This is a genomic window from Streptomyces sp. NPDC051214 (genome assembly GCF_040682375.1).
In the GTDB taxonomy this organism is placed as follows: domain Bacteria; phylum Actinomycetota; class Actinomycetes; order Streptomycetales; family Streptomycetaceae; genus Streptomyces.
In genome coordinates this window covers 538,293-565,102 of the sequence record NZ_JBFBAT010000003.1, presented here as the reverse complement: position 1 = coordinate 565,102, position 26,810 = coordinate 538,293, and the positions used below count along the sequence as shown (strand labels likewise).

The window sequence follows — 26,810 nt, the reverse complement described above, 5'->3', positions numbered from 1 at the left end:
CGTTTTCACCGCTCTCGTCGACCCGGTATGCCACGACAGTAATTGCGCTGCACCTGCCCGCCCACTACCTGCGTGAGTAGTGCGCCGCGTTCAGATATTCACGCCATGGCGCGGGGCGTTACCGGAAACACGCGATGGCGGCTTCACGTCATTGTGCAACGCTTTTTTCCGCCGCAGTATCCAGGGGGGTGATCTGATCTCACGCAAAGGGGAGCGAAATGTACGGGACGGATTCGAGCACGGCCGGCCCCCCGGACGCACTGGCCGGACTCGGCGACGACGGGCGTCCGTTCGCCCTTCTCCACCGGCCCGGCACGGCCTCGCACGCGTTCGTGGAGGTCCTGACCGGCGAGGTCTGCGCAGTCGACAGCCTCAGCGAGCTGCCTCTGTCCGACGAGCCGACGGACGGTTCACGACACGATCTGCTCGTGGCGGTCCCCTACCGGCAGATCACCGAGCGCGGGTTCGACTGCATCGACGATCACTCGCCCCTGCTTGCCATGCGCGTGCAGGAGCAGACCGAACTCCCGCTGAGCGACGCCTTGCTGGGACTGCCCGAGCGTGACGTGCACGTGTCCGACTCCGGCTTCGACATCAGCGACGAGGAGTACGCGGCGATCGTCAAGCGGGTCCTTGGCGATGAGATCGGGCAGGGCGCCGGATCGAACTTCGTCATCAGACGCTCCTTCACGGCGCGCCTCGACGACCACTCGGTCTCGACGGAACTCGCGATCTTCCGCCGGCTGCTGACCGGTGAGCTCGGGTCGTACTGGACGTTCCTGTTCCACTCCGGCGCGGGCACCTTCATCGGCGCATCGCCCGAACGGCACGTCAGCATGGACACCGACGGCACCGTCTCGATGAATCCCATCAGCGGAACCTATCGACACCCGGCGACCGGCCCCGAAATCGGCGGTCTCCTGGATTTCCTGAGCGACCCCAAAGAGGCCAATGAGCTCTATATGGTCGTCGATGAAGAACTGAAAATGATGGCCCGTATGTGCACGTTCGGCGGGCAGGTCCACGGACCGTTTCTCAAGGAAATGGCGCGACTGACCCACTCCGAATACGTCCTGACCGGGCACAGTGAGCTCGACGTGCGCGACGTGCTGCGAGAGACCCTGCTCGCGCCGACCGTCACCGGCAGCCCCCTGGAGAACGCCTTCCGGGTCATCCGCCGTCATGAGATGACGGGACGCGGCTACTACGGCGGCGTCCTCGCCCTGATGGGACACGACGCCGCGGGCAGCCGCACCCTCGACTCGGCCATCATGATCCGCACCGCCGAGATCGGCGGCGACGGCCAACTGTGCCTGGGCGTGGGCGCTTCGCTCGTCCGTGACTCCGACCCGGGTTCCGAGGTGGCCGAGACCCGGGCCAAGGCCGCGGGCATGCTCGAGGCGTTGGGCCTCGCCGGGCGACGCTCCGACAGGGGCGGCGCGCCCACCGGCATGGCGGCAGCACACACGTCGCCGGCCGCCCACCCCTTGGTGCGCCGGGCCCTGGACACCCGCAACACCACGCTCTCGCGCTTCTGGCTCGACGGGCCGCACGACAGACGACCGGACCCGGCGCTGGAAGGCCGGCACGTGCTGGTCGTCGACAACGAGGACACCTTCATGGGGATGCTCGGCCATCAACTGCGCGCCCTCGGCCTGCGGACCACGCTCACACGTTTCGACGAGCCGCTCTCCCCCGCGGGCTTCGACCTCGTCGTCGTCGGCCCCGGCCCGGGCGACCCACGCGACACCACGGACCCCCGCATGAACACGCTGCGCGCGCTCACCCGTGACCTGCTCGAGGGCGACGTGCCGTTCCTGTCCATCTGCCTGGCTCACCAGATACTCGCCCACGAGCTCGGGCTCGACCTCGTACAGCGCGCGGCCCCCAACCAGGGAGTGCAGAAGCAGGTCGACCTGTTCGACCGTGCTGAACTCGTAGGCTTCTACAACACCTACGCCGCCCGCACCGAGTTCGACTTCATTCCCGGGACCGGGCAGCGCAAGCCCATCGACATCAGCCGCAACCCCCGTACAGGCGAAGTGCACGCCCTGCGCGGCGCGGGATTTCAGTCCGTGCAGTTCCACCTCGAATCCATCCTCACTCAACACGGCCCGCAGATCCTCGGCGACCTGCTCGCCTCACTGCTGGAAAAGAACTGGAGGCTTTGATGAGCGGCATCAGGAGATCAGCGGTCGAGGGAACCGGCCGGGCCGCGGACATCGCGCTGCGGGTGTTCCAGGCACTGCTGGTGCTGGTGTTCCTGGCCGCCGGCGCCGCGAAGCTCGCAGGAGCGGAGGCGATGGTCGAGGCCTTCGACCAGATCGGGGCCGGCCAGTGGCTCAGGTACTTCGTCGGCTGCCTCGAGCTTCTGGGGGTCATCGGACTTCTGGTGCCGCGCCTCGTCGGCCTCGCCGCGCTCGGGCTGGTCGGCCTGATGGTCGGAGCGGTGATCACGAATCTCGTCATCGACGCTTTCTCCCTCCTGGCCGTGATCCTGCTCCTGCTGAGCACGGTGGTCGCGTGGGGGCGTCGGGACCGGACCAGGGCACTGTTGCCGCAGCAGCAGTAGACGCCGAAAAGCTACTGCGCGTGCGGTAGTGGATCGTTCGTCCGCGAGGGCGACTCCCGCGGGGCAAGGTCCGGTTAAGGTGCGCGTATGACCACAGGACTGTCCAGAGTCTGGGCCCAGACCAAGGACTGGGTGATCGCGTTCGGCGTGACGGCGACACTCCTCGTCACCGCGCTGGCCGAGGATCACTCCGCCACGGATCTCGACTCACTCGGCTACGCACTCGTCGTGGCCAGCGGCCTTGCACTCATCGCCCGTCGGCGAACTCCCCTGCCCGTCCTGGTCGTCACGGGGCTGTGCGTGGCGGGGTACAACGCGGCGGGCTTCGAAGTGCCCGCCGTCGCCTACCTGTTCGCGGTGTACGCCGCCGTGCGGGCCGGGCACCGTCTGTTCACGGTACTCACCTCTGTCGCCCTGCTGATCCTTCTGCCGCTCGCCGTCCTGGCCTCTCCCGCGGACGAGGCGACGGCCGAGGCGCTGGCACAAGCCCGCAGCGTCCTCGAGATTGCCTGGCTGGTGGCGGCCGGTGCCGCGGGCGAGGCGTTGCGGCAGGCGGAGCGGCGGGCCGACGAGGCCGAGCGCACCCGCGAGGAGACCGCGCGGCTGCGGGCGACGGAGGAACGGCTGCACATCGCCCGGGAGTTGCACGATTCGCTCACCCACCAGATCTCCATCGTCAAGGTGCAGTCCGAGGTCGCCGTCCATCTGGCCCGCAAGCGGGGCGAGCAGGTGCCCGAGGCGCTTCTCGCGATCCAGGTGGCCGGCCGCGAGGCGACCCGAGAGCTGCGGGCGACGCTGGAGACACTGCGCGACGACACCGTCCAGCCTCTCTCCCACGGGCTCGACCACCTCCCTGAACTGGTGCAACGGGCTCATGGGATCGGTCTGAAGACGACGCTGACGATCGAGGGCCAGCGTCATGACGTGCCGGACGCGGTGGACCGCACGGCCTACCGGATCGTCCAGGAGTCGCTGACCAACACCGCCCGCCACGGGGCGGCCGCCAGCGCATCGGTCCGTATCGACTACCTCCCCGACGCCCTGTCCATTCAGGTCGACGACGACGGCAATGCCAAGCCGGGCACCGCCCCGGTGCCCGGCGTCGGGCTGCTCGGGATGCGCGAGCGCGTCACCGCCCTGGGCGGTCGCCTGCGCGCGGAACCACGTACCGAGGGCGGCTTCACCGTCCGGGCCGAGCTCCCCGTGGCGAGGATTTCATGATCCGTGTACTGCTTGTCGACGACCAGCCGCTCCTGCGCAGCGGCTTTCGCGCGCTGCTCGACGCCGAGGACGACATCGAGGTGGTGGCCGAGGCCGCCAACGGCAAGGAGGGCCTGGCCCTGGCCCGGGAGCATCTGCCCGACCTCGCCCTCGTCGACATCTCGATGCCGGTGATGGACGGCATCGAGACGACCCGGGAGGTCGCCGCGGACCCGGTCCTGGCCCAGATGCACGTCGTCATCCTGACCAACTACGGCCTGGACGAGAACGTCTTCAACGCGCTGCGCGCCGGCGCCGCGGGATTCCTCGTCAAGGACATCGTGCCGGAGGACCTGCTGCACGCCGTCCGTGTCGCCGCGCGCGGAGACGCCCTGCTGGCGCCCTCGATCACCAAGATGCTCATCAACCGCTACGTCGCGCAGCCACTCGGCACCGAGGCCGGCACCGGCCTCGACGAGTTGACCAACCGCGAGCGCGAGGCCGTCGTCCTGGTCGCACAGGGCCTGTCCAATGAGGAGATCGCGGACAGCATGGTGATCAGCCCGCTGACCGCGAAGACCCACATCAACCGGGCGATGCACAAGCTTCAGGCCCGCGACCGCGCCCAACTCGTCGTCCTGGCCTACGAGTCCGGGCTGGTGTCCCCCCGCAGCCGCTGACCGCGGGCCGGGGGGACCCTGGCGTGGCCTCAGATGAAGTCCATGGCTCCCGGCTGCCACTTGTAGTGGGACTCGATCTTGTAGTACTCCCCTTCGGGGGACAACGCGACGCCGTAGACGAATTTACGGTCGGCTCCGCCGAAAGGAACGCTGCGCACGAATTGCTCTATCTCCGGCTCGATGCGCACGGGAAGCGAGGCCAGGTCCGTGGTGGTCACCGCGTAACAGATCCGTTCGATCCTTGCGGAGTCCCAGTTCAGGGTCACGTACAGTCCGAACGCCTGCTCGCTGAGCTTGAGCATCCGCTCGCTCGGCTCCACCATGCCGGTCTTTTGGAGCATCGAGAGGACGGTCTTAGGTTCGAAGCAGGCGGCGGGCACGTCGTTGAAGTAGATGTTCACCGTTCGGTGCGGGTAGTCGATGCCGACGACGCCGACCCTGTCGCTCAAGCCATGGCGGGCGAACAGATCCGCGTTCTCGGCCAGGGCGCGTGGCATGGAAGGAAGGTCGGCGATCTTGGACAGCTCCTGGAGGTCGTCCGGAGTGAAGAAAGCGTAGACCTTCTTGAAGCCTCCGACGACGCCGAAGTCGATCCCGTAACTGTCGACGGGGCAACGCCCCTGGAGCTCCGAAAGCAAGGTGGCCACCGGGTGCTCCGTGCGCGCCGTGAGCCCCTTCGACAGGGCGAACGCGTACGGGTCCCGGTCCTTGGGGTGTGTCGTGAAGCGGCAGTCCAGCTCCCCCACGTGACGGACGCCGGTGGCCACCCGGAAGGCGACCACGGTCGCGTCCTGCGCGAGCGCGTCCCCGTACGCGGTCAGAACGGGCAGGACCGTCTCGGGTGAGCACGGCACGTCCAGCTGTCGCGCTGATTCCTCGATGGCCGAGTAGAGCTCAGCCACCTCGGTGGTCTGAGGCATGGGTCCTCCAAGTGCCGGGCCAAGCCCGGTCTTTGACGTGACGGGATCGGTGCACTGATGCGGCTAGCGCGGCTCGTAGATGCGTTTGTGGCCCAGGAGCCCTGCCATCCGGTACGGCCCTGTGGTTTCCCTCGGCACGGGATGGTCTCCGCCGTCGGCCGGGAAGGAGTGCTCGTGAAGGGCGCGATACCTGGCGTAGTCGATGTCCTGGCGCCGGGCGATCGCCGCACGATGCGCTTCGGTTCGCAGGTGCGCGCGGTACCCGGGGACGACGGTGCCGGCAAAGAACTCCGCGACGCTGCCGGACCCGTAGCTGAGGAACCCGATGGCCTCGCCGGTCAGATCGTCGGCATCGTCGAGCAGCGCGGCAAGACCGAGGTACGTCGACGCGGTGTAGCTGTTCCCGACGTCGGCGTTGTAGGTCGTCGTGTGCCCGAGGGAACGGGCGATCTCCCCCTCGTCGGCGTCGTGCCCGCAGTGGTGCAGCAGGTGTTTGTGCGCCTTGTAGGCCATCTTCGTGAACGGCTGGTGATAGCAGAACGCCCTGAACTCACCCGGCTCGCGGCCGCCTTGCTCGGTGTAGTCCTTCCACGCTCCCTCCACCGCCTGCAGATACGCGGAGATGGACTCCTGCCCGTCGACCAGGGCGGTGGAGCGGTAGTTGGGCCGCCAGAAGTCCATGACGTCGGCGGTGAAGACACCCGAGGGGTCCTCGATCCGCACCAGGGCGGGGTCCGCGCCGACCAGCATGGCCACCGCGGCCGCTCCCTGGGTGGCTTCACCGGGACTGCCCAGTTCATATCGCGAGACATCGGATGCGATCACGAGCACCTGTTGCGTGCGGTCGCGATGCACCAGTCCGACGGCGAACTGCAGGGCCGCCGTCGCGCCGTAGCAAGCTTGTTTGAGCTCGACGACCCGGGTGGCCGAGGGCAGACCCAGCAGCGAATGGACGTAGATTCCGGCGGCTTTGGCCTGATCGACGGATGTCTCCGTCGCGAGGACCACCGTCCGGATCCGGTCGGCGCCGTGCCGGGCGATGATGGGCGCGGCGGCGGCAGCCGCCATGGTCACGATGTCTTCGTCGGCGGCGGGCACGCTCATCGACCGCTGTCCGATGCCCACGTGGTACTTGGCGACGTCGGTGCCGGTCTCGGCGGCCAGTGTCGCGTGCGTCAGGACATACTGCGTCGTCGCGAAGGAAAGGTCGTGGATTCCGATGGCGGCTTCCCCGGACATCACTGCCCTCCGACGTTCGTGGTCGCGGGCTTGCGCTCCAGGTGGACGTGCGCCCGCATCAACTCGCCCGGGTTCGTCTGGGCCGCGAGGAGGGACAGTTCGCCGCACAGCACCGTCGCGGCCCCGATGACGGCGAGCCTGCGGGCGTTGTCACCCGGTTCGCGCGCGGTCCGGCAGCCCAGCCGGGTCAGGTTCTCCTCGACGAAGTCGAGCCCCTTGCCGTTGCCGACGGTGCCGACGATCAGGTTCGGCAGGGTGCAGGAGAAGTAGAGGTCGCCGTCCCGGTCTTCGGCCACCGTCATGCCCTGGGAGCCTTCGACGATGTTGGCCGCGTCCTGGCCCGTCGCGAGATAGAAGGCGAGCAGCATGTTCGCGTAGTGGGCGTTGGCCGAGCGGATCCCGCCGGCGAGCACGGTGCCGATCATGTTCTTGTGCACGTTCAACTCGGCTATCGCGGCGGCCGAGGTGTGCAGCACCTCATGGACGATGTCGCGCGGGACGACCAGTTCCGTGACCACGTTCTTGCCGCGGCCGAGGATGCCGTTGATCGCGGTGGCCTTCTTGTCGGTGCAGTAGTTTCCCGAGATCGACCCGTACGTGATGCCCGGCACGGTCTGCAGGATGTGCGTCAGGAGTGCGTCGGCGGCGAGGGTCGCCATGTTGTGCCCGGAGGCGTCGCCGGTGGTGAACTCGAACCGGAGAAACAGCAGGTTGGCCGCTATCTCGTGGCGGAACCCGATCAGTTCGGTGAATCTGCTGCACTTGCGGACGATGTCGCGCAGTTCGTCGAGCCGCGCGTCGATTTCCAGGGCGGCCATGTACGCGGTCTGGGCGTCCTCCGCCTTGACGTACACCGAGCGCGTCATCCGGTCGTCGACGAGCGTTGCGGTGATCCCCTGCTCGACCATCATGGAGATTTTCGCGCCACGGCGGACGGAGGGCCACAGAGGCGTCTCGTAGGTGGCGAGCGGCACCTCCGTCTCGGTGGTCGCGGTGTTTCCCGAGATCCTCAGGGGGCCGACCCATCTCATGGGGACGCCGGCCGTGGTCTGCGTGTCGTTCATCGGGTGCTTCCCATCGTCTCGTGAGTGGTGCCGTAGGAACTGGAGCGAGTGGCAAGCCGCCGGGTCTCGATGCCCCGGTCTGCGCAGAAGGCCCGCAGTTCACCCCGGACGAGCACGTCGCATCGGGTGAGATCGGCGGGCGTCCGCGCGCCCAGCACGGTCATCAGAGCCTCGAGCTGATCGAGCCACGCGGAGATCTGCGAGATGAGCGCCGGTACGCCGCCGTCGAGCACCGTCCTGAGGAACAGGCCGGACACTCCGGCAGCGGACGCGCCGAGCGCCAGACCGCGCGCCACGTCGAGCGGATTGCGGACCCCGCCGGAGGACAGCACGGGGATGCCCGAACCGTGTACGTCCAGCAGGCAGGCGGGAGCTGACTGCCCCCAGCCGTTGAGATAGGAGTAATCGGCACGTTCGCGCCGGTCGTTCTCGATGCGCGCGAAGTTGGTGCCACCGCGGCCCGCGACGTCAACGGCCCGCACCCCCATCTCCTGCAGCATCAGTACGGTCTTGCGGCTCAGCCCGAAGCCGACTTCCTTGACGATCACCGGGACGTCGACGGCGGCCACGATCTCCTCGATCTGCGGGCCCCAGAAGGAGAACGACCTGTCACCCTCCGGCATCACCGTCTCCTGGATGGAGTTGAGATGGATCTGCAGGGCGTCGGCCCGCAGCAGACCCACGGCTCTTCGCGCCTTCTCCACCGAGGCGTTCGCGTTGACGTTCGCCATGATGAAACCGTCCGGATTCTCCCGGCGCATCACACTGAAGGTGCCTTCCAGGGACTTGTCGGCGAAGCACGCGCTCATGGACCCCGTCGCGATGGCGACGCCGGTCTCGCGGGCGGCGATCGCCAGATCCCGGTTGATGGCACCGGTCTTGACACTGCCGCCGGTCATCGCGTTGATGTAGAGCGGAACCGTCCAGTCGATGCCGCCGAACCGCGTGGCGAGCGAGACGTCGGGCCGGTCGATGCCGGCCAGAGCATGATGGACGAAGGACACGTCGTCGAACTGGTTGTACCCGCCGAGGTCGCGTTGCTGCTCGGCTGCGAACCGGACATGGTCGTCCTTGCGATCCGCGATCATTCTGCGCTCCCTGTCATCGGATTCGTCGGCTGGACCTGAATCGGCATGGGAAGCACCCCGGCGGCGGCCCACCCGTCCCGCAGTTGCGAAATCTCTGTCTGCGCCGTGGCGTCCAGCAGCGCGATGCCGCAGTCGCCGCCCCCGGCGCCCGACGGTTTGGCCGCACCGCCGACGGCTTCGGCCGCATCGCACAGCGCCGTCAGCTCGGCGGTGAAGATGCCGAGGCCGATCTCCTCGTCCAGCTCCGCCAGCACCCGGCGTGCCTCGCGCACCTGACGCGACAACTCGCCGTCGTCCCCCTGCCGCAGCGCGCGGATCGACGCCTCCACGCATGCGCCGCTGCGCGCGAGGAAGTGCCGGTGCGACGAACTGCCGTGCCAGTCGAGCGCCCTGAGGCGCCCCGACAGCGATGCGGTGCTCGCCGGCCGCCCGGTCCAGCCCACCTCCAGCGCGAGTCCGCGGGGCGGCGGCAGCCGACACAGCCCGAAGCCCGGCCACGGCGCGCGAAGGCTCCCCTCGATGCCTTCGCGCCGTGCCATCTCCAGGACGGCGGCCCGATCGGGCGCCCGGTACGCGATCCAACCGCCCCAGACGCTCGCGGCGAGATCGCCGCCGGAAGAGCGTGGGGCGTGCCGCGCGGTCGCCAGGAGGGCCAGCCGAAAGCGCGCGTCGGGCGACAACTCCATCCCGCAGTACGCGGCCACGGCGTCCACCGCGGCGACCGTCACGGCGCCGCTCGACCCCAGGCCGATCTTGGTTCCGTCGTGGTGCAGGCCGCTCCTGATCGAGAGGTGCAGCGCGGGCGCACTCAAGCCGCGTTCGGCCAGCAGTGCGTCGACCACGTCGATCGCCGAGACCACATGGGCCAGGCTGTCCGCCGCCTGCCGCTCGTCGTCCGCGCCGAGTCCGGCGAGCCCGCCGGTCCCCCGCCCGAGCTGCGTCTCGGCGGGGCAGAGGTCGGAATCGATCACGACGTCGGCGCCCTCGCCCTCCGACACGGTGACGCTGACCTGACGATCGACGGCCACCAGGATCGCCGGACGGCCCGGCTCGAGGACCGCGTACTCCCCGGCGATGAACAGCTTGCCGGGAGCATGACGGCTGATCGTCCCCCGGCCCGTCACCGTCCGTCCCCCACCAGCAGGCGGGCGCCCGGCCCGCGTCCCGCAGTGACCGCCGAACATCCCGGCGCGGCGCCGCACACCGCTTCGGCCACCCGGGCGGCGTCCGCACGGTGGCAGAGGATCTTGACGTTGGGCCCGGCGTCCATGGTCGCGTAGGCCGACACGCCGTCCGCCCGCAGTTGGAGCACCCCGTCGAGTACGGCCAGCGTCGCCGGTGACAGGTAGCGCACGGCCGGCCGCGCGGCCAGCATCGTCGCATGCATGCCCAGGGCGTTGCGCTCGGCGATCTCTCCGACGGCGTCGAGATCGCGGCGGCGCAGCGCCGTCCGCATGTCGGTCAGGTCGGCCTTGCTCGAGATCGCCCACGCCCGGTAGAGCGGAGAGGTCTCCACGGTGCGCCGCATCGCCGCACGGCTGGACACCGCCTTGGGGCCGGCGTTGACCAGGGCGATCACCAGTACGGGATCGAAATGGGGGACGGAGACGGGCTCGGCGTAGGAGCCGAGATCCGCGGCCACACCCTCGCCCTGCCCCGCGTGACACAGGGCGAAGCCGCCGAACACCGACCGGGCCGCCGAAGCAGATCCGCGTCGGGCCAGGCGTGACAGCGCCGTGCGGTCGAGGTCGAGACCGTAGGCGGCGGCGCCCGCGAGGGCCAGGGCCGCGAAGCCACTCGCCGAGGACGCCAGGCCCGCCCCGGTGGGGACGGTGTTGTGTGTGTCGACGGAGGCGGGTTCGGCCCGCCCGGCCAGCTCCCGTATCAGCTCCAGAAAGGCGATGACACGTTGCCTCGGTTCACCCTGCGCGAGTCTGCCGTCGAGGTGGACGCCGTCGACCCGCGCCGCCGGGGTGAGCCGGACGGTGGTGGTCGTCGGGAAGATGTCCAGCGTCATCGACAGGCTGTCGACACACGGGATGATGAGGCGCTCGTCGCGCTTGCCCCAGTACTTGATCAGCGCGATGTTCGGATGGGCGACGGCGGTCGCGACCCCGTCGAGGGACCGTTCCCCGGGCCCGGCCTCCGGCTGGCCCCACTCGTGGTCAGTCGTCATGACTCGCGAACCTCCCCGTCGGCACGACCCAGGCCCGGATGGCACCCGTTTCGCGAAGTCGCCGCACGACCGCCTGAGCCCGGCGCGGCTCTTCGACCAGCGCGATCATGCAGCCGCCAAGTCCCCCGCCGCTGATCTTGGCGCCCAGACCGCCGGCCGCGATGGCGGCATCGACCAGGGCGTCGATCAGGTCCGTGCTGAGCCCGATCCCACGGAGCAGCCGGTGGTTCTCGGTCATGCGGGCGCCGAAGTCGCCGCGTCGGCCATGCGCAAGGTCGTCTGCGGCCGCGTCGGTCAGACTCGACACCTTGTCCACGAAGTCCGTCCGTGCTTCCGCGTCGCGCTCGAACTTGCGCCGCAGCCGCTCCACCGCGTGCCTGGTGCTGGCGCCGACACCGCTGTCCGCGATGACGAACACCCCGTCGAACGCGACATGGCGGCTCGTACCGGTGCTGTGGCCGGTCTGTCGCTGCGGGTGCGCCGGGCCATCGCCCGGCAGGGAAAGGGGGAGTTCTCGCGCGGTACCGGCGCGGAAGAGGAGCGGCGCCGTGGAACCGGTGGCCAGCGCGTCGATGCCGCTCGCCCTGCCGTGCGCCACCTTCTCGGAGGCCTGCACGAGATCGAACACCGCCTGGGCATCGAGCCTGCGATCGAAGAGTTCCGCGAACGCCAGCACGGCCGCCCGGGCGCACGCGGCGCTGGAGCCAAGGCCGCGTCCTTGCGGGATCGTGCAGTCGATGAGCACATCGACGCACATGCGGCCGACGACATCGGTCATCTCCTTGAACTCCGCCACCAGGCGTCGCAGACCGTCTGTGGCGAGCGGGGTCGGTCCCGCCGAGCCTGCTCCCTTCATCGAGAAGGACACCTCGTCCGCACCGTCGCCCGGACACGAGTGGCGCGTCGCCTTCGCCGTGACCGTGAGCTGCGGAACGGGAATGGCCAGGGCCGGAGCGCCGTACACCACGGCGTGTTCCCCGAGCAGGATGGCTTTGCCGTGGGCGCGCCCGACGCCCGTCCTGTCTCGCCCGTCGGCTGCATCGCCCGCAGAGCTCGCGTGATCGGGCGTGCGCGTATGTGTCGACGCCATCAGCTCTCCCGTTGCGTCGCCTTGATCGCCATCTCGGCGAGCTGGCCCTTGACGGATGCGGTGACGTCGCTCGCCTCCAGCACGGCCAGGGCACGGTCGGTGCGGTGCGCGATCAGCCCCTCGACGTGGTCCACGGCGCCGACGTCGACGAAAGCCGAGCGCACCAAGTCGAGTTCGCCGTCGGAAAGGTTGGTGCCGATCGTCGACCGGATGAGTCTCGCCGCAGCCGGATCGCGGTCGTCAGCGCGGTCGAGCGCTATCGCGAGCAGGGCCGTTCGTTTGCCCTCACGGAGGTCCTCGCCCGAAGGCTTGCCCGTCACCACCGGGTCGCCGAACACGCCCAGAAGATCGTCGCGCAGCTGGAACGCGATCCCGATGTCGGCTCCGAACGCCCGGTAGGCAGCGACGATTCGAGGCCCCGCGCAGCCGATCGCGGCACCGAACTGCAGCGGGCGTTCCACGGTGTACGAGGCAGTCTTGTACTGATTCACGCGCAGGGCCGCATCAATGCCTTCGTCCTCGCTCGCCTGGTTGGTCAGGTCGAGCAGTTGGCCATAGAGGACCTCGGCGCGCACGGCGGACCAGACCGGGGCGACCCGGGCCTGCGTGTCCGCCGGCAGACCGGACTCACGGATCATCACGTCGGCCCAGACCTGGGCAAGATCCCCTACCAGGATGGCGGCGCCCGTGCCGAAGGCCTCGGGGTTCCCGGCCAGCCCCCGCGACCGATGCCGCTCCGCGAAGGACACGTGCGCGGCGGGATGGCCGCGGCGGGTGCGGGAGGCGTCGATGATGTCGTCATGGATCAGGGCTGACGCGTGCAGCAGCTCAAGTCCCGCGCAGGCGTTCAGTACCGACGCGGCGAGCGGGCCGTGCCGGTCGCCTCCGGCACCGATCCAACCGAGCCAGGCGAAGGCCGGCCGGATGCGCTTCCCCCCACGCAGGACGAACCTCTCCAGCTCGGCGACCGCGGCCGTGAAGTCCTGGCCGAGCATGTCGGCCTCGGCTCTGCGCTCGGCGAAGAAGTGCTCGATCGCGGCATCGAAGGCAGCCGTTTCCGTGGCTGCCCCCAGATAGCTGACGGTCATGCTCTCATCTCCCGATCAAGGCGACGGTCACGCACACGCACATGCGTCTCGAACTCCAGAAAGATCCCTGAGATCACGTCACTCCGAGCGCGGGGTCTGCGGTCCGAGACGAACACACGACTGCGAATGCACGATCCCCGACACCGCATTTCTGCGGAGCACCCTTGCGAACGTGAAAAACACGACGGACGACGGCCGGGCTACGTGACGAACGTGGTCGAGCATCTCCAGGAAGGTAATGCCGATTTCGGGAACAGCGCACGCAGGGTCTCTACGCTGCACGACATCGAATCGGCATGGCACGACAGTAATCACGATGCTCCGCCGTGCCCACTACTCGCGCGAGTAGTGCACCTCGTCCACGCATCCACGCCACGGTGTTCAACTGTCCGGGACGGACAGTTGAACACCATGTGGCCTTGCCCGGCCGTCCGTCCGTTTTCCGGTCGCGCGTCGACCGGCTTCCGTTTCCCGTTGACCGTTCATTGATTGTCGTTGAACATTCATTGCCATGCCCACGGCATGCGTTGGATGATTCTTCGGGTCCACACGGGGGGTAATAGTGAATACGTTGGCAGGACGTGAACAGGTACTGGCTGCATTGAGCGGCCATTTGGATGCCGCCGCACGCGGCTCCGGCAACTGTGTGATCGTGGAAGGGCCTTTCGGTGCGGGAAAATCCCGTCTGCTGAAGGCCGCGGTCCTGGAGGGCGCCGAACGTGGCCTGGCCGCGGTCTCCGGACGGGTGAACGGGACCGAGCGACCGGCTCCCACGCAGCTGTTGATCAACCTGTTGCGGCACGTGATGCCCGGGGAGGCCGGCCTGGACGATCTCGTCCGCCCTGGCGGGAATCCCTTCTGGCTGACAGACCGCATGGGCGAACTGGTCGAGCACGCGTCCCGTCGGCATCCGCTCCTGATCGTGCTGGACGACGTCCACGCCATCGACGACGCCAGTGCCCTGGTGTTGCGGGGACTCGTGCAGTCGCTCGCCGCATCCCCGGTGCTGTGGATCTTCGCCCGCCGGCCGATGCCCACACGGTCGCTCGCCCACCACGCCATCGGCTGGCTGGCCGAGCACGCCGCGGTGAGGCTGCGCCTGGGGGCACTGGACGACGAAGCGGTGGCCTCGCTGTGCACAAGCTTCCTCGGCGCCAAGCCCGACGCGACCGTGCTCAGTTGGGCGGCTCGCTGCGGAGGCAATCCCTGGCTGGTGGAGAGCCTGCTCGACGCGCTCGTCCAGGCGGGGGAGGTGGTCGTCGTGAAGGGTACGGCTTCGGTCGTGGCCGACCGGTTGCCGGAGGGTTTCCATACCGCTGTCGGTGGTCTGTTGGACGCGCTGCCGCCTGCGGCTCGGCGCCTGCTCACATGCGGCCAAAGGATCGGTCGCACGTTCACGGTCGAGAAGGCGGCAGCCTTGCTCGACTCGCCGGCCGCCGAGGTGTCCGCGCAGGTCGAGGAGTTGGTGCAGGCGGGCTTGTTGCACAGGGACGGTCCGGATCTGGGCTTCGCCCAGAAAGTGATCGAAGAGGCACTTCAGCAGACCGCGCTTCATGAGGAAACCGCCGCGGTCGCGCCAACGGCCGTCTCCGCCCTCGCCCCTTCTGCCGTGCCGACCACCGCTCCGCAGACGCTCCGGTCCCTGACGAGTGTGGCGGATGCCCTTGCCGACCCGACGGGCGACGCCCCTTCAGTCGTCACATCCGCAGCTTCTCCGCGGGCTGGGTCGACCGATCGCGGATGTGACTGCGACGATCTGACGGCTCGCGCCCTGTCGGCGTTGGGAGATCCCTTCGACGAAGTCCCTCGGGCGCTGGCGCCTGCCGTGCGTCTGCTGGCCTCTGCGGGGCGGAGCGCCGAAGCAGGGCGTCTCGCGGACCTCGCCGTACGCCCCGGCATCGAGGCGGCGGCCGAGACGCATCTGGCACTCGAGCTGGGGCACGGCCTGCGGGACGCGGGCCGCCACGGCATGTCGGCCGAGTTGCTGCAGCGGACGCTGGCGCGCCACGACGTCTGCGAGTTGGACCGCGCCAAGTTGAAGGGGGCCATCGCGGGCACGGCAAAGCGCGTGAGCGCTCTCACCGTCCCGGGCCCGTGGCGCGGGCAGCCGGTCGGCCTGCCGTCATTCCACGGCCCGGGCGGCCGCGACGCGGCCTGCGGCAACAACTCCGAGGGGTTCGCCGGACGGATCCCGGCGCGGGCGGCATGCGGAGAGTGTGGTGAGGCAGGCGGGCGCCCGCTGTGGACGTGGCTGCTCAGGGCCTTCGTCGCCGCCGACCGGTTCGAGGAGGCAAGCGCCGTCTGCGCCGCGATCAAGCAGGAGGCGGAGAAGCGCGGGACGCCCTGGCCGGAGCCGCTGTGGTACGGCCACCACGCCCAACTCCTGGCATCGGCGGGCCGCCTGGAGGAAGCACGTGCCGAAGCCGACACCGCGCTGCGCCTGACCGACCCTTCCGCACCGCAGGACGCCGTACCCGCCCGTCTGGTCCTGGCCCGCATCAGCATGCACCGTGGTGATCTCGCCACCGCCGGCGAGCATGTGCGTACGGCCCAACGTCTGGTGACCGGTGCCGGGGCAGCCGACAAGGCCGCTCTGGACTGGGCACTGGCGCAACTCCATGCGGTCGGCGGGCGTCCGGCGACGGCGGTCCAGGTGCTGGTCGACGCCGAGCGCCAGGACGCCCCCGACCCGCTGCTCTTCGCCGAGGCCCCGACAGCGGCAGCCACCCTTGTACGCCTGGCCAAGCAGGTGGGACTCGGTGCGGAAGCGGAGCGGGCAGCCGACCTCGCCCGTCGCCTCTGCGAGGGCAACCCGACCGTGCAGTCGGCGGCGGGTGCCGCCGAACACGCCGAGGGTGTCTTGCGCGGCGACCCCGCCGCCCTGCACCGCGCGGTGGAACTCCATCGCCTCGCCGGACGCCCGCTGGCAGCGGGCAGCGCGCTCGAGGACGCGGCGCACGTGGAACAGAGCATGCAGAACCGGCCGCGAGCGGTTCGCCTCCTGGAGTCCGCCATGGATCTCTACCTGGACTGCGGGGCGCAGCGTGACGCGGCCCGGGTACAGAAGAAGCTGCGCCACCTGGGGGTGCACAATGTGCGCGGCCTGGGCGCGGACATCAGATCGGGCTGGGAAAGCCTCACGAGTGCGGAGCTACGCGTCGTACGGGCGATCGTCGACGGCCGGACCAACAGGGAGGCAGCGAGCATCCTGTTCCTGTCGCCCCACACCGTCGACAGCCATCTGCGGCGCGTGTTCTCGAAGCTCGACATCAACAGCCGTGTCGAATTGACCAAGCACTTCATTGCGAATGAACCCTGCTCACCCGAGATGACCGCCTCGCGTCAGCATGGTTCGGCCGGCTGATACGACGTCAGAATGCCTCACCACCGAGGTGTCCGGCACTTTGGTTTCCCTCGTCGTCCAGGGAATAGATCGCGGCTCTGCTCGAATAGAGTGCGGCCCCACGCGCCAGTTCGACACGGGTGTTGATGCCCAACTTCTTGTAGACCTTCCTGAGGTGGTAATTGACCGTATGCGCCGACAGATGCACGCGATTGGCTATCTGGCGGTTCGTCATTCCCACGCTGACCAGATAGGCGATACGTCGCTCCATGTCGGAGAGCCCGGCCCAGCACATGGCGCTCTGCTGTGAGCCCACGTCGTCGGAGGACGTGGGCTGCGGCGCCGAGTAGATCGAGTCGGCCTGACGTCTTTTACCCGGAGCCGCCGCCGCATAGAGCTTGGCAAGTTCCTCCGTGGCCAGGGCGACCGAGATGGGGTCCGGCGACTGCGCGATGACGCGCGCCAGTGCGGCCGGATCACTGTTGGCCAGCGCGTAGGCGTGCATGGCGCCCAGGCTGATCACGGAGATACCGGGGTTGTCCCCCGCGAGGCCGTCCACTGTCTCGAGGACGCGGTGCAGGAGGTTGGTGTCGCCCACGTCGAGCGCCAGGCGGACCAGGAAGGCAGCGGCGCCTGGATCCTCGATGTACAGACTTCGTTGCGTCGGGAGGTGGCTGTATCTCTCCGCCAGCAGATCGACGGCCGCCTGCGGGCCTTCCCTCTTCACGGCGATGCGCAATTCCGTCCAGGCATATTGCGCGGAGTGAAAGACCACTTCATCGCGCGCCAACTCGCCCTGCACGCGCTTGAAATACTCGGTGGCGGTGGGCAGGTCTCCCATGTAGAGGGAGACGGTGCTGAGCACGGAGTACGCGAGGGGCCTGAGGACGGGAACGGCCTCCCCCTCTGCCGCGGCAGTCGCGAGATCCGCCTGCCGACGGGCGTCTCCGAACCTCCCGGCCTGCAGAAACAGGCGGGCGCGCATGGCCGCGGGCGCGGCGGTCCAGACAGGCGTGGTCAGTTCGTGCAGGCCGACTTCCGCGTCGTTGATCAGGGACTCGGCCTTGTCGAACTCCCGGAGGTTGGCCAGCTTCCCCGCCAGGGCGAGCCGGAAGTGCAGGCGCCAGACGGGGTCGACGCCGTCGCTGTGCCGTACCGCGGTGCGCCCCAGGCTCAGCCCCTCGGCCAGTTCCCCGGTGCGCCAGCGAGCGTTGGACAGGCTCGTCAGGGCCATCAGTGCGGCGACGTCGCCTTGCCCGGTCCCTCTTTCTCGTAAGATCCGCACGGCATTCTCTTCGGCTTCCTCCCGGCCGAGGAGGCAGTGACCCAGAATTACGGACGCCTCCGCGTCCAGCCGATCGAAAGCGGACGCACTCGGGTCGGAGAGAACACGCTCCGCGGCCCGTATCCCGGCTGTCGCCTTCCCGTTCATTATCAGGCTGTGTGCGCGTGAGCACGCTCCATCGGTTTCCTCCTTGAACCGATCGGAAGGCTCGGCCGGACGCTCGGTGACCCAGAATTTCTGATCGTACGCCTGCGCCCGCCTTCCGGACTCTCCCAGCGCCTCGCGCTGCAAGGCGCTACGGGCGGGAACGGGAATGGACTCCATGACGCCCTGCAAAAGGAAGTCACTCGGGAAAGAGAATTGGTGCTCTGTTGCGATGATGAAGCCCGATGCCATCGCCTCGTCCAACACCGGCAGCAAGGTCGCCGAGGATTGATCCAGCATTCTGGACACGTCCTCCAGCATGAATGATTTCCCCAGCACCGCGGCGACCTTCAGGAACTGCTGACAGTTCGGGCTCAGATCGCGCAGCCGATTCTTCACGAACACGAGTACACGCCGTGGAACCTTCCGCCCCAGCAGGCGTACCGTCCCCTCGCGTTCCTTGATAATCCCCTCTTCCACGAGTCCGAGCGCGAGTTCGGCGAGCAACAGAGGGTTTCCGCTGGCCCCGGCCGCGAAGTCGAGCAGTTCATCGTCCACGTCGGCCCTGAGCATGTCCCGCAAGAGCTGGTTTTTATCCTCTTCGTTCAGCACTCCCTGTGCCGACCACTTGGTGGAACTTCCGACTCCGGACACGGCTTCTTGCTTCTGCTTCTCTATCGTCGGTCTCATTGCCATAACCTCACTCAGATTATGCTCGTGCGACTGGAGAGCACACTCGAAAGTTGATCGACTACCGAACACCGAACGTACGGAAAACTTGCCGCTCACCGTGGCTACCAACCCTGCTGACCCTGCGATAATTCCACCGGAGCTTTCCAGACAGCATAGCGAAATCATGGCCTGAATTTTCAGTTGTTTCCATAGAACTTTTGTCATGGCATGAGAGTGCCCGCCTCACGCTTACCGGCATTACGTGCTACCGGCGTCGACCATGACAAACGTAATGGGTCGGCACCTTAAATAGTCACCGTCGAGCAGCAACTCGAAAGCCCCCGTCCACCTGGAACGGGGGCACAGAATGCGCGGCGCGAAAACGCGAAAAAGAGTGCGGGAAACTCAGACCGAGAGTTTCCCGCACTCCGGCACGATGCCGGGGTCAGACCCTGGCCTCTTCCTCCACCCCGGCCGGCGAAGCCGGGGTCGGTGTGGTTTTCCGGGAGCCCGGCATCCACCAGTTGGCCTTGCCGCACAGTTCCATCACCGCGGGCACGAGGACCATCCGGATGATGGTGGCGTCGATGAACACCGCCACGGCCATGCCCAGACCGATCTGCTTGATCGAGACATCGGGCCCGAGAAGGGAGGTCGTGAAGACGGCGATCATGATGGCGGCCGCGGCCGTGATGACCTTGGCCGTACGTGCGAGGCCGCGGGTCACGGCGATCCGGGTGTCACCGGTTCGCTCGTACTCCTCACGAACCCGCGAGATCAGGAAGACCTCGTAGTCCATCGAGAGGCCGAAGAGCACCGGGAACATCATCATCGGCACCCACGTCGTGATCGGCATCTCGGTGGGGAAGCCGAGAGCCGAGCCGAGCCAGCCCCACTGCACGACCGCCACCAGTACCCCGTAGGCAGCACCGATCGACAGCAGGTTCATCACGGCGGCCTGCAGCGCAATCGTGACCGACCTGACCAGCGCGATCAGCAGCAGCAGGGACATCACGATGACGATGGCGATCATGAAGGGCAGGCGGGAGCCGGTCTCGTCGGCGAAGTCGATCGCACCGGCGTTGGGGCCGCCGACATAGACCTCTTGGTCACCGGCCACCTTGGACAGCACGTCGTCGCGAAGCTCGTGCACCAGATCCGTGGTCGCCTCGTCCTGGTACCCGGTCTTGGGGAAGGCCATGAAGGTGGCGGCCCGCTCATCCTTGCTGACCCGGGGCTGCGTGGCGTAGGCGATGCCCTCTGTCTTCCTGACCGCCTCGACGACGGGGCTCAGGTCGGCGTCCTTGGAGTCGATCTCGGTGGCGAAGATCAGGGGTGCGCCGTAGCCAGGGCCGAAGCCCTCGGAGACGATCTCGTACGAGGTGTAGCTGCTCCTGTCGCGGGGCTGGACGCTGGCGTCGGGCAGACTCAGCCGCATCGACAGCGCGGGAAGGGCGAGCACGACCAGGCCCGTTCCGGCCAGCACCGCGGCGATCAGCGGCTTTCGCTGGACCACGCCGGCCCAGCGCTCGGCGGGCGTACGGCGCTCGCGGGACGGGACACCAGCGGGCCTGTCGCGGTTCTTGCGGGATGTGCGGCGGGGCAGGCGCAACGAGCTGATCTTGTGGCCGGTGAACCCGAGGAATGCCGGCAGCAGGGTCACCGCGGCGATCATCGTCACCAGCACCGTCACCGACGCACCGATGGCCACACCGGTCATCAGCCGCTGGCCCATGGTGACCAGACCCAGCAGGGCGAGCACGACGGTCGTTCCGGCGAACAGCACCGCGTGACCCGCGGTCGTGATGGCCTTGACGGTGGCGGCTTCGGGCTCGTCACCTTCCTGCAGGCTCTCCTTGTAGCGCGTCACGATGAACAATGCGTAGTCGATGCCGACACCGAGACCGATCAACGCGGCGACGAGCACGGTGAAGTCGGGCGAGGGAACCAGGTGCCCGACGAGTTTGATCAGGGCGATGCCGCCGAGGATCGCCATCAGCGCGGTCACGATCGGCAGGCCCATCGCCACGAGCGACCCGAAGGCGATGAAGAGAATCACCGCTGCCGCCAGGACCCCGACGCTCTCGGCCGGCCCCTGCTTGGGCGTCTCGGCCTTCTCCGCCTTGTCTCCGCCGAGCCCCAGGACCACGCCGTCGCCCGAGGCGTCCTTGACCGTGTCCACCAAGGGCTTGACGTCGGTCTTCGCCACGTCCTTGTCGGTGAGCGGGATTGTCGTGCGCGCGATGCGCCGATCCTCCGTCACCAGGGCCTTGTCCTCGTACGGCGAGGTCACCGGGCCCGTGACGGAGTAGTCGGACAGTTCGGCGACAACCTTCTCGATCTTCTTGCGGGCCGCCGGGTCGTCGATGCCCTTCTCCGCCTTGATGGCGAGCGTCAGCGTGTCGCCCTGCTGCTCGGGGAAGTGCTTCTCGACCAGGACCTGCGCCTTGGCGGACCCGGAGTCTCCGCCGGTGAAGTCGTTGTCGGATGCTGCGCCGAACCCGAAACCGACGAACGCGAGGGCGATCACGCCGACGATCCAGGTCAGGAGGACCAGCCGGCGGCGCCGGAAACAGAATCGGGCCAGTCCCGCCAGAGCTCCATCCGTACGGGGAGTCTCGGTTGGCATCGTCTTCTCCTCGAGTCATTGAGCGTTGCACTCAATCCTCGTGATCAGGACCTGCCGCGTCGACGTGCGTACGAAGGCACTATTCGGAGGTGGCTACCACGGCCGCGGTACTCCGTCCGTGGTACTCACAGGCAACTCCCCTCGGCCCCAACGGTGGCCGAGGACCGGGTTCAGAGCGGCGCGGGGGCTTTGGCCCGACGATCCCGACCGTCGGCTCACCGCCCGCCGGCTCACCGCCCGTCGGACCACAGCCCGCCGCCCGCCGCCCGCGGCCCGACGCCCGGCAAATAAATCGCGTGCCCCCAAGATCTGTGCGCGTTATCCTCGGCCGCATGAACGTCACCGGCCTTTTCACCACCGCGACCGCGCGAGCGCCCAGCTCGCCGGTTGCCGCCGCCTGACGTACCTCCCCATTTCCACCGGCGACCGGACACGGTCCGCCGGTGGTTTTTCCGTGGCCCAAGCGCCCGGCTCCTGTGGCGGACCGGATGTCCGGCGCCTCCCCCGCCGTGCACGCGAAGGAGCCACCCATGAACATCAACAAGATGACCACCGAGGACGTCGTCCGTACGTTCGTCGAGTACTACGAGGAGCGCGGACACCGCCGGATCACCGGTTCGACGCTGATGCCCCCGCCCGGCGACCCGGTGCTGTTCACCACCTCGGGCATGCATCCCCTCACCCCGTTCCTGGAGGGGCGGCCGCATCCGCTCGGCAGGCGGCTCGTCAACGTGCAGCGCTGTCTGCGGACCACGGACCTGGACGAGGTCGGTGACCCCACCCATCTGACCGTGTTCGAGATGCTCGGCACCTGGTCGCTCGGCGACTACGAAGGGCAGCAGAGCCTTGACTGGGGATACGACCTGCTCACCGAAGGGTTCGGCATCGACCCGCGGTTCCTGCACGCCACCGTCTTCGGCGGCGACGAGCAGGTCGGGCCCGACACCGACTCCCTCGGCCTGTGGCAGGACCGCGGAGTTCCGGTGGAGCTCACCGTCGAGGACAACTGGTGGTCCAACGGGCCCACCGGTCCGTGCGGTCCGGACTCGGAGATCTTTCTGTGGACCGGCGACACCCCGCCCGAGTCCACGCCGACGGGTGACGAGCGCTGGGTGGAGGTGTGGAACCACGTGATGATGCGCCACCGCCGGCTCGACGACGGGTCACTCGTGCCGCTCCCCCAGCGCAACATCGACACCGGGCTCGGCCTGGAGCGGCTGGCCTCGCGCCTGCAGGGAAAGACATCGGTGTTTGAATGCGACCTCTTCGATCCCTGGCGCCGGCTCGTGCCGGGCCTGTGGCAGCTGGACGAGACATCGCTGCGGGTGGTCTGCGACCACCTCCGCTCGGCCATGGTGGTGATCGGCGACGGAGTACGCCCCGCCAATACCGGCCGCGGCTACGTGCTGCGCCGACTCGTACGGCGTGTACTGACCGTGCTGTGGCGGGACGACCACTCGCGTCAACTGGGCGATCTGCCGCGCGAGTTGGTGGTACACACCCTCGATCACTTCCGTCAGGACGTGGACCCAAGTGACGTGCACCGCGTTCTGGTCGAGGAGGAGCAGCGGTTCCGGCGGCTCCTGGAGCGGGGGCGGCAGGTACTGGCCAGGCCCCGGTTCCGCGGCCCGCTCGGCGAGGAGGACTTCCACTACCTCCACGACACCCACGGTCTGCCGCGCGACCTGATCCTGGCCTTGCGCGAGGGGTGACCCTTGCGCGAGGGGTGACGGGCCCGGTCGGAGGAGCCAAGCGGGAGCGGGCGCACGCCCGGGGCGCAGGCCCTACGCGTGTGGCCCGCGCCGCTGGTCGGCCACCGTCCGCAACACCTCGACCAGGGCGGCCACCGCCGGGCGCCGTTCGGCGGAGGTGCGGCACACCACGACGATGTGCCGCTCGATCCGCTCGCGCAGCCGCACCACGTCGAAGCGCGAGGCGCGCAGGCCGAGCATCAGCTCGGTCACCGTGCTCACGCCGATGCCCGCCTCGACGAGCGCCAGGGTCGCCGCGGTGTCGGTCACCTCGTGCCGCACGTCGGGTTCGAGGCCCGCGCGGCGGCACGCCGTGCGGATCGCTCTGCCGTAGTAGCTGTCGGCCGACGGCAGGATCCACGCCAGGTCCCGGGTGTCGACGAGGGCGGCACGCTCTCGCCCGCCCATCCAGCCGGTGGGCACCGCGAGGGCGAAGCGCTCGCCGTAGAGCCGGGTCACGTGCAGGGCGGCGTCGCGCGGGATGGGCACGTCCGGGTAGTCCAGGCCGAGCGCCAGGTCGACGCCTCCCGAGGCGACTGCGTCGTACACCTCGTCCACGTCCATGTCACGGCTGTGCACGGAGAGTTCAGGGTGGGCCGCGTGCACCTGGCGCAAGGCGGGCGGCAGGATCTCGGCCGCGGCCGTGGCGAACAGGCCGACCAGCAGCGTGCCGCGGACCACGCCGTTGCCGCGCTCCAGCTCCTCGACGGCTTCGGCCTCCGCGGCCAGGATCCGCTCGGCGTGCCGGGCCAGCGTGATCCCGGCATCGGTCAGCTCCACCCGGCGGCCCGCCCGGCGCAGCAGCGGCGTGCCCGCGGCTCTCTCCAGCGCGGCGATCTGCTGGGAGACGCCGCCCGGGGTGTAGCCAAGGGCGTGCGCGACGGCGGTGATGGTGCCGCGCCGGGTCAGCTCGACCAGGGAGCGCAGCTGGGAACTCGTCCAGTCCATGAGGCGACCGTATAGAGACCGTCAAAGATCAGGAGCAGGAACTGTTCATGGACGTCAACGGTGGGGTTGCGTCACGATGGCGGGCAGCCGGCTGATCGGCTCCCCGCACGCCCCTGAGCTTGTGCGCACACGTACCTGACGGCCATGCCATGCCCGTGAACTGACGTCCCCCTCGCATCATTTCTTCCGGGCACCGGCCTCTGGAAAGGATCGGCCTCACGTGTCCCGCTCACCGCGTCCGTCCTCCGTACCGCGTCCCTCTACCGCTCCGGCCTTACTCGCCCTTCCGCCAGCCGCCGACGTGGTGATCGTCGGCGGGGGCGTGATGGGCGCTTCCATCGCCTTCCATCTCGCCGAGGCGGGTGTGCGGGACATCCTTGTCGTCGAACGCGGCGACCTCGCCTGTGGCAGTTCCGGCAAACCCATCGGCGGCGTGCGCGCCCACTTCTCCGACCCGCTCAACATCGAGCTCGGCCGACGGAGTTTGCGCGCCTATCAGGATTTCTCGCACCGGCCCGGTGCGGACATCCGTCTGGACACCGTGGGCTATCTCTTCCTGCTCACCGACGAGCGGCAGGTCACGGAGTTCACCGAGAGCGTGCGGCTGCAGAACAGTCTGGGCGTGCCGAGCCGCATGATCGGCGCCGACGAGGCCCAGCGTCTGTGCCCGTATCTGAGCACCGAGGGCCTGGTGGCCGCCGTGCACTCGCCCACCGACGGTCACGCCCGACCCGGCCTGGTCGTGCACGGTTACGCCGAGGCGGCGGCCCGCGCGGGTGTCCGCTTCGCCACGCACACGCGCGTCACCGGCATGGACACCATCGGCGACCGCGTCAGTGCCGTGCACACCGACCACGGCCGTGTCGCCTGCTCCACCGTGATCTGCGCCGCGGGCGCGTGGTCCGAGCAGATCGGCGCCATGGTCGGCGTGGACCTGCCGGTGCGGCCCGTCCGCCGGCAACTCGCCTTCACCGAACGGCTGTCCCCGCCGGCCCCACGCATCCCCTTCACCATCGACTTCACGTCGTCGGCGTACTTCCACAACAGCGACGAAAGCCTGCTCCTCGGCCTCGCGGACCCACGCCAGCCCGACGGCTTCGACACCACCTGGACCCCGGAGTGGCTCGACCTGTTCCGCGACGTCGTACGCCGTCGCGCCCCCGCCCTCGCCACCACGCCGACCGTCGGCGGCTGGGCGGGCCTCTATGAGGTCACGCCCGACCACAACGCCCTGATCGGGCGCTCCGGCGACATCCCCAACTTCCTCTACGCCACCGGGTTCTCCGGGCACGGCTTCCTCCAGGCGCCGGCGGTCGGCGAGATCGTGCGCGACCTGCACCTGGGGCGTGAGCCATGCGTCGGCATCGCACCGATGAGCGCCGACCGCTTCCGGGCCGGGTCCGCGCCGCGCCCCGAGGCACATGTCGTGTGAGCCGCGACCCTGTCGTACCTCCACCCGTATCCGCACCCGAACAGTCCGAAAGGCAGACCTTCCATGATCAGCCAGTGGCAGTTGCGGGCCGCCTTCGCCGCGCGGCTCTCGGAGATGTACGGGCGGGAAGTCCCGGCGTACAACACGCTCGTGGACGTCTCACGCGAGGTGAACGAGGACACTTTACGCGCGCAGGGCGCCGATGCCGAACGGCTCGGTTCCATCGGCCGGGTCACCGCGGAGCGGCACGGCGCCATCCGCGTGGGCACTCCCGCCGAACTGCGCGACGTGGCCCGGGTGTTCGGCGCTCTCGGCATGCGTCCCGTGGGTTTCTACGACCTGCGGGAGGCGGCGGCGAGCGCGGTGCCGGTCGTGTCGACGGCCTTTCGCCCAGTGGACGCCGATGAGCTGGCGCGAAATCCCTTCCGGGTCTTCACCTCGCTGCTCACGACCGCGGACCCGCGCTTCTTCGACGCCGGCCTGCGCTCCCGCCTCGAGACCTTCCTTGCCGGTCGCGAGCTTTTCCCGCCGGAGCTGCTCGCCCTGGCCGACCGAGCCGAGGCGGAGCGCGAACTGCCCGAGGCGGACGCCGGGCGTTTCCTGCATCTCGCCGTCCGCGCCTTCGAGTTGTCGGCCGAGCCGATCGACCGAGCCTGGTACGAGGAGCTGGAGAGGGTGTCGGCGGTCGCCGCGGACATCGGGGGTGTCCGCTCCACCCACATCAACCACCTCACCCCGCGCGTCCTGGACATCGACGAGCTGTACCGGCGGATGACCGGCCGCGGGATCGAGATGATCGACGCGATCCAGGGCCCGCCCGGCTGGAAGGGGCCCGACCTGCTGCTGCGCCAGACGTCCTTCCGTGCCCTCGCCGAACCGCGTGCCCTGCGCCTGCCCGACGGCAGCGTCATCAGCGGGGCCCTGCGGGTGCGGTTCGGCGAGGTCGAGGCCCGCGGCATCGCCCTCACCCCGGCGGGCCGTGCGCTCTACGACCGCCTGCTCACGCTGGTCGACGACGAGACGGCCCGCCACCCGGCAGCCGACCGCACCGAAGTGGCCCGCGCCCTGTGGACCACGCACGTGCCGGCCACCGAGCGGGAGCTCGCCGCACAGGGGCTGGCCTACTTCACCTACCACGCCGCGCCCGACCGTCCGCGCAACGGCACACAACCTCCCACCAGCATCGTCGAGTTGGAGCGCCGGGGCTGGGTGCGGGCCGAGCCCGTCGTCTACGAGGACTTCCTGCCGCGTTCCGCCGCGGGCATCTTCCAGTCCAACCTCAGCGGCGAGGGCTCCCGGAACAGCGGGCAGCAAGGCGCCGCGTACGACAGCGACTGGCTATCGGGTGCCATCGGCCGCGAGGTTCTGGACCCGTACGCCCTGTACGCGCGGCAGCGGAGCCTCTCGATCGACCGGGCAGGCCGCGAACTGGGCCTCGACATCGAGGACATCGACGACCCGCGCCACTGAACCGCTTCACCCTCACCCC

General features: G+C 68.9%; 19 protein-coding genes. 8 read left to right on the top strand and 11 right to left on the bottom strand.

Features of this window, described 5'->3' with window-relative positions:
- Nucleotides 1-218: 218 nt before the first annotated feature.
- The 4 genes from AB0M70_RS10435 (at nt 219) to AB0M70_RS10420 (ending at nt 4,452) form a co-directional block, all read left to right on the top strand.
- On the top strand, nt 219-2,171 hold the full coding sequence (locus tag AB0M70_RS10435) for an anthranilate synthase family protein (RefSeq protein ID WP_365818463.1): 1,953 nt from the start codon (nt 219-221) through the stop codon (nt 2,169-2,171).
- Nucleotides 2,171-2,572 carry a DoxX family protein gene (locus AB0M70_RS10430; protein ID WP_365818461.1) on the top strand — a complete coding sequence of 134 codons (402 nt, stop codon included), beginning with the start codon at nt 2,171-2,173 and terminating at the stop codon, nt 2,570-2,572. Before AB0M70_RS10435 ends, AB0M70_RS10430 begins: the two co-directional genes overlap by 1 nt.
- 87 nt (nt 2,573-2,659) lie before the next feature.
- A complete protein-coding gene (locus AB0M70_RS10425) occupies nt 2,660-3,793 on the top strand; it encodes a histidine kinase (RefSeq protein ID WP_365818459.1) in 1,134 nt (377 codons plus the stop codon).
- Nucleotides 3,790-4,452, top strand: a complete 663-nt coding sequence (locus tag AB0M70_RS10420; protein ID WP_365818457.1) for a response regulator transcription factor — start codon at nt 3,790-3,792, stop codon at nt 4,450-4,452. The genes AB0M70_RS10425 and AB0M70_RS10420 overlap by 4 nt, the downstream gene beginning before the upstream one ends.
- Before the next feature lie 29 nt (nt 4,453-4,481).
- Here AB0M70_RS10420 and AB0M70_RS10415 read toward each other — a convergent pair whose 3' ends face one another.
- From AB0M70_RS10415 to AB0M70_RS10380, 8 genes are all read right to left on the bottom strand, one after another.
- Nucleotides 4,482-5,372 (bottom strand): aromatic prenyltransferase, encoded by an 891-nt coding sequence (locus tag AB0M70_RS10415; RefSeq protein WP_365818455.1) that lies wholly within the window; start codon nt 5,370-5,372, stop codon nt 4,482-4,484.
- A gap of 63 nt (nt 5,373-5,435) precedes the next feature.
- Nucleotides 5,436-6,611 carry a hydroxymethylglutaryl-CoA synthase gene (locus AB0M70_RS10410; RefSeq protein ID WP_365818453.1) on the bottom strand — a complete coding sequence of 392 codons (1,176 nt, stop codon included), beginning with the start codon at nt 6,609-6,611 and terminating at the stop codon, nt 5,436-5,438.
- Entirely contained in the window at nt 6,611-7,675 is a 1,065-nt protein-coding gene (locus tag AB0M70_RS10405; protein WP_365818451.1) for a hydroxymethylglutaryl-CoA reductase, read from the bottom strand. Before AB0M70_RS10405 ends, AB0M70_RS10410 begins: the two co-directional genes overlap by 1 nt.
- Complete coding sequence (gene fni, locus AB0M70_RS10400) at nt 7,672-8,763, bottom strand: type 2 isopentenyl-diphosphate Delta-isomerase (protein WP_365818449.1); 1,092 nt, start codon at nt 8,761-8,763, stop codon at nt 7,672-7,674. The genes AB0M70_RS10405 and fni overlap by 4 nt, the downstream gene beginning before the upstream one ends.
- Nucleotides 8,760-9,887, bottom strand: a complete 1,128-nt coding sequence (locus tag AB0M70_RS10395; protein WP_365818447.1) for a phosphomevalonate kinase — start codon at nt 9,885-9,887, stop codon at nt 8,760-8,762. Before AB0M70_RS10395 ends, fni begins: the two co-directional genes overlap by 4 nt.
- Nucleotides 9,884-10,939: a diphosphomevalonate decarboxylase gene (gene mvaD / locus AB0M70_RS10390; protein WP_365818445.1), complete on the bottom strand. Its 1,056-nt coding sequence runs from the start codon at nt 10,937-10,939 to the stop codon at nt 9,884-9,886. The genes AB0M70_RS10395 and mvaD overlap by 4 nt, the downstream gene beginning before the upstream one ends.
- A complete protein-coding gene (mvk, locus tag AB0M70_RS10385; protein WP_365818443.1) occupies nt 10,929-12,029 on the bottom strand; it encodes a mevalonate kinase in 1,101 nt (366 codons plus the stop codon). Before mvk ends, mvaD begins: the two co-directional genes overlap by 11 nt.
- Nucleotides 12,029-13,117: a polyprenyl synthetase family protein gene (locus tag AB0M70_RS10380; RefSeq protein WP_365818441.1), complete on the bottom strand. Its 1,089-nt coding sequence runs from the start codon at nt 13,115-13,117 to the stop codon at nt 12,029-12,031. Before AB0M70_RS10380 ends, mvk begins: the two co-directional genes overlap by 1 nt.
- Before the next feature lie 571 nt (nt 13,118-13,688).
- Between AB0M70_RS10380 and AB0M70_RS10375 the strand changes: the two genes are divergently transcribed.
- Nucleotides 13,689-16,481, top strand: a complete 2,793-nt coding sequence (locus tag AB0M70_RS10375) for an AAA family ATPase (protein WP_365818439.1) — start codon at nt 13,689-13,691, stop codon at nt 16,479-16,481.
- Between the two features lie 7 nt (nt 16,482-16,488).
- Here AB0M70_RS10375 and AB0M70_RS10370 read toward each other — a convergent pair whose 3' ends face one another.
- Nucleotides 16,489-18,786 carry a LuxR C-terminal-related transcriptional regulator gene (locus AB0M70_RS10370; RefSeq protein ID WP_365818437.1) on the bottom strand — a complete coding sequence of 766 codons (2,298 nt, stop codon included), beginning with the start codon at nt 18,784-18,786 and terminating at the stop codon, nt 16,489-16,491.
- A gap of 220 nt (nt 18,787-19,006) precedes the next feature.
- The gene (locus AB0M70_RS10365; protein ID WP_365818435.1) at nt 19,007-21,190 is read right to left on the bottom strand and encodes an MMPL family transporter; all 2,184 of its coding nucleotides are present in this window, start codon (nt 21,188-21,190) and stop codon (nt 19,007-19,009) included.
- Between the two features lie 545 nt (nt 21,191-21,735).
- Between AB0M70_RS10365 and AB0M70_RS10360 the strand changes: the two genes are divergently transcribed.
- Nucleotides 21,736-22,902, top strand: coding sequence for an alanine--tRNA ligase-related protein (locus tag AB0M70_RS10360; RefSeq protein ID WP_365818793.1), 1,167 nt, complete (start codon nt 21,736-21,738; stop codon nt 22,900-22,902).
- 72 nt (nt 22,903-22,974) lie between these two features.
- On the opposite strand, the gene AB0M70_RS10355 is transcribed toward AB0M70_RS10360, so the two are convergent.
- Entirely contained in the window at nt 22,975-23,889 is a 915-nt protein-coding gene (locus AB0M70_RS10355; RefSeq protein ID WP_365818433.1) for a LysR family transcriptional regulator, read from the bottom strand.
- Nucleotides 23,890-24,190: 301 nt separating this feature from the next.
- Between AB0M70_RS10355 and AB0M70_RS10350 the strand changes: the two genes are divergently transcribed.
- Nucleotides 24,191-25,321 carry an FAD-binding oxidoreductase gene (locus AB0M70_RS10350; RefSeq protein ID WP_365818791.1) on the top strand — a complete coding sequence of 377 codons (1,131 nt, stop codon included), beginning with the start codon at nt 24,191-24,193 and terminating at the stop codon, nt 25,319-25,321.
- A 63-nt stretch (nt 25,322-25,384) separates the two neighbouring features.
- On the top strand, nt 25,385-26,791 hold the full coding sequence (locus AB0M70_RS10345) for a DUF1338 family protein (protein ID WP_365818431.1): 1,407 nt from the start codon (nt 25,385-25,387) through the stop codon (nt 26,789-26,791).
- Nucleotides 26,792-26,810 lie beyond the last annotated feature (19 nt).

Coding starts and splice junctions, on each gene's coding strand:
- AB0M70_RS10410 (WP_365818453.1), bottom strand. CDS start 6,611: ATGTCCGGGGAAGCCGCCATCGGAATCCACGACCTTTCCTTCGCGACG.
- AB0M70_RS10435 (WP_365818463.1), top strand. CDS start 219: ATGTACGGGACGGATTCGAGCACGGCCGGCCCCCCGGACGCACTGGCC.
- AB0M70_RS10420 (WP_365818457.1), top strand. CDS start 3,790: ATGATCCGTGTACTGCTTGTCGACGACCAGCCGCTCCTGCGCAGCGGC.
- mvaD (WP_365818445.1), bottom strand. CDS start 10,939: ATGACGACTGACCACGAGTGGGGCCAGCCGGAGGCCGGGCCCGGGGAA.
- AB0M70_RS10370 (WP_365818437.1), bottom strand. CDS start 18,786: ATGACAAAAGTTCTATGGAAACAACTGAAAATTCAGGCCATGATTTCG.
- AB0M70_RS10425 (WP_365818459.1), top strand. CDS start 2,660: ATGACCACAGGACTGTCCAGAGTCTGGGCCCAGACCAAGGACTGGGTG.
- AB0M70_RS10380 (WP_365818441.1), bottom strand. CDS start 13,117: ATGACCGTCAGCTATCTGGGGGCAGCCACGGAAACGGCTGCCTTCGAT.
- AB0M70_RS10415 (WP_365818455.1), bottom strand. CDS start 5,372: ATGCCTCAGACCACCGAGGTGGCTGAGCTCTACTCGGCCATCGAGGAA.
- mvk (WP_365818443.1), bottom strand. CDS start 12,029: ATGGCGTCGACACATACGCGCACGCCCGATCACGCGAGCTCTGCGGGC.
- AB0M70_RS10355 (WP_365818433.1), bottom strand. CDS start 23,889: ATGGACTGGACGAGTTCCCAGCTGCGCTCCCTGGTCGAGCTGACCCGG.
- AB0M70_RS10360 (WP_365818793.1), top strand. CDS start 21,736: ATGACCACCGAGGACGTCGTCCGTACGTTCGTCGAGTACTACGAGGAG.
- fni (WP_365818449.1), bottom strand. CDS start 8,763: ATGATCGCGGATCGCAAGGACGACCATGTCCGGTTCGCAGCCGAGCAG.
- AB0M70_RS10365 (WP_365818435.1), bottom strand. CDS start 21,190: ATGCCAACCGAGACTCCCCGTACGGATGGAGCTCTGGCGGGACTGGCC.
- AB0M70_RS10345 (WP_365818431.1), top strand. CDS start 25,385: ATGATCAGCCAGTGGCAGTTGCGGGCCGCCTTCGCCGCGCGGCTCTCG.
- AB0M70_RS10430 (WP_365818461.1), top strand. CDS start 2,171: ATGAGCGGCATCAGGAGATCAGCGGTCGAGGGAACCGGCCGGGCCGCG.
- AB0M70_RS10405 (WP_365818451.1), bottom strand. CDS start 7,675: ATGAACGACACGCAGACCACGGCCGGCGTCCCCATGAGATGGGTCGGC.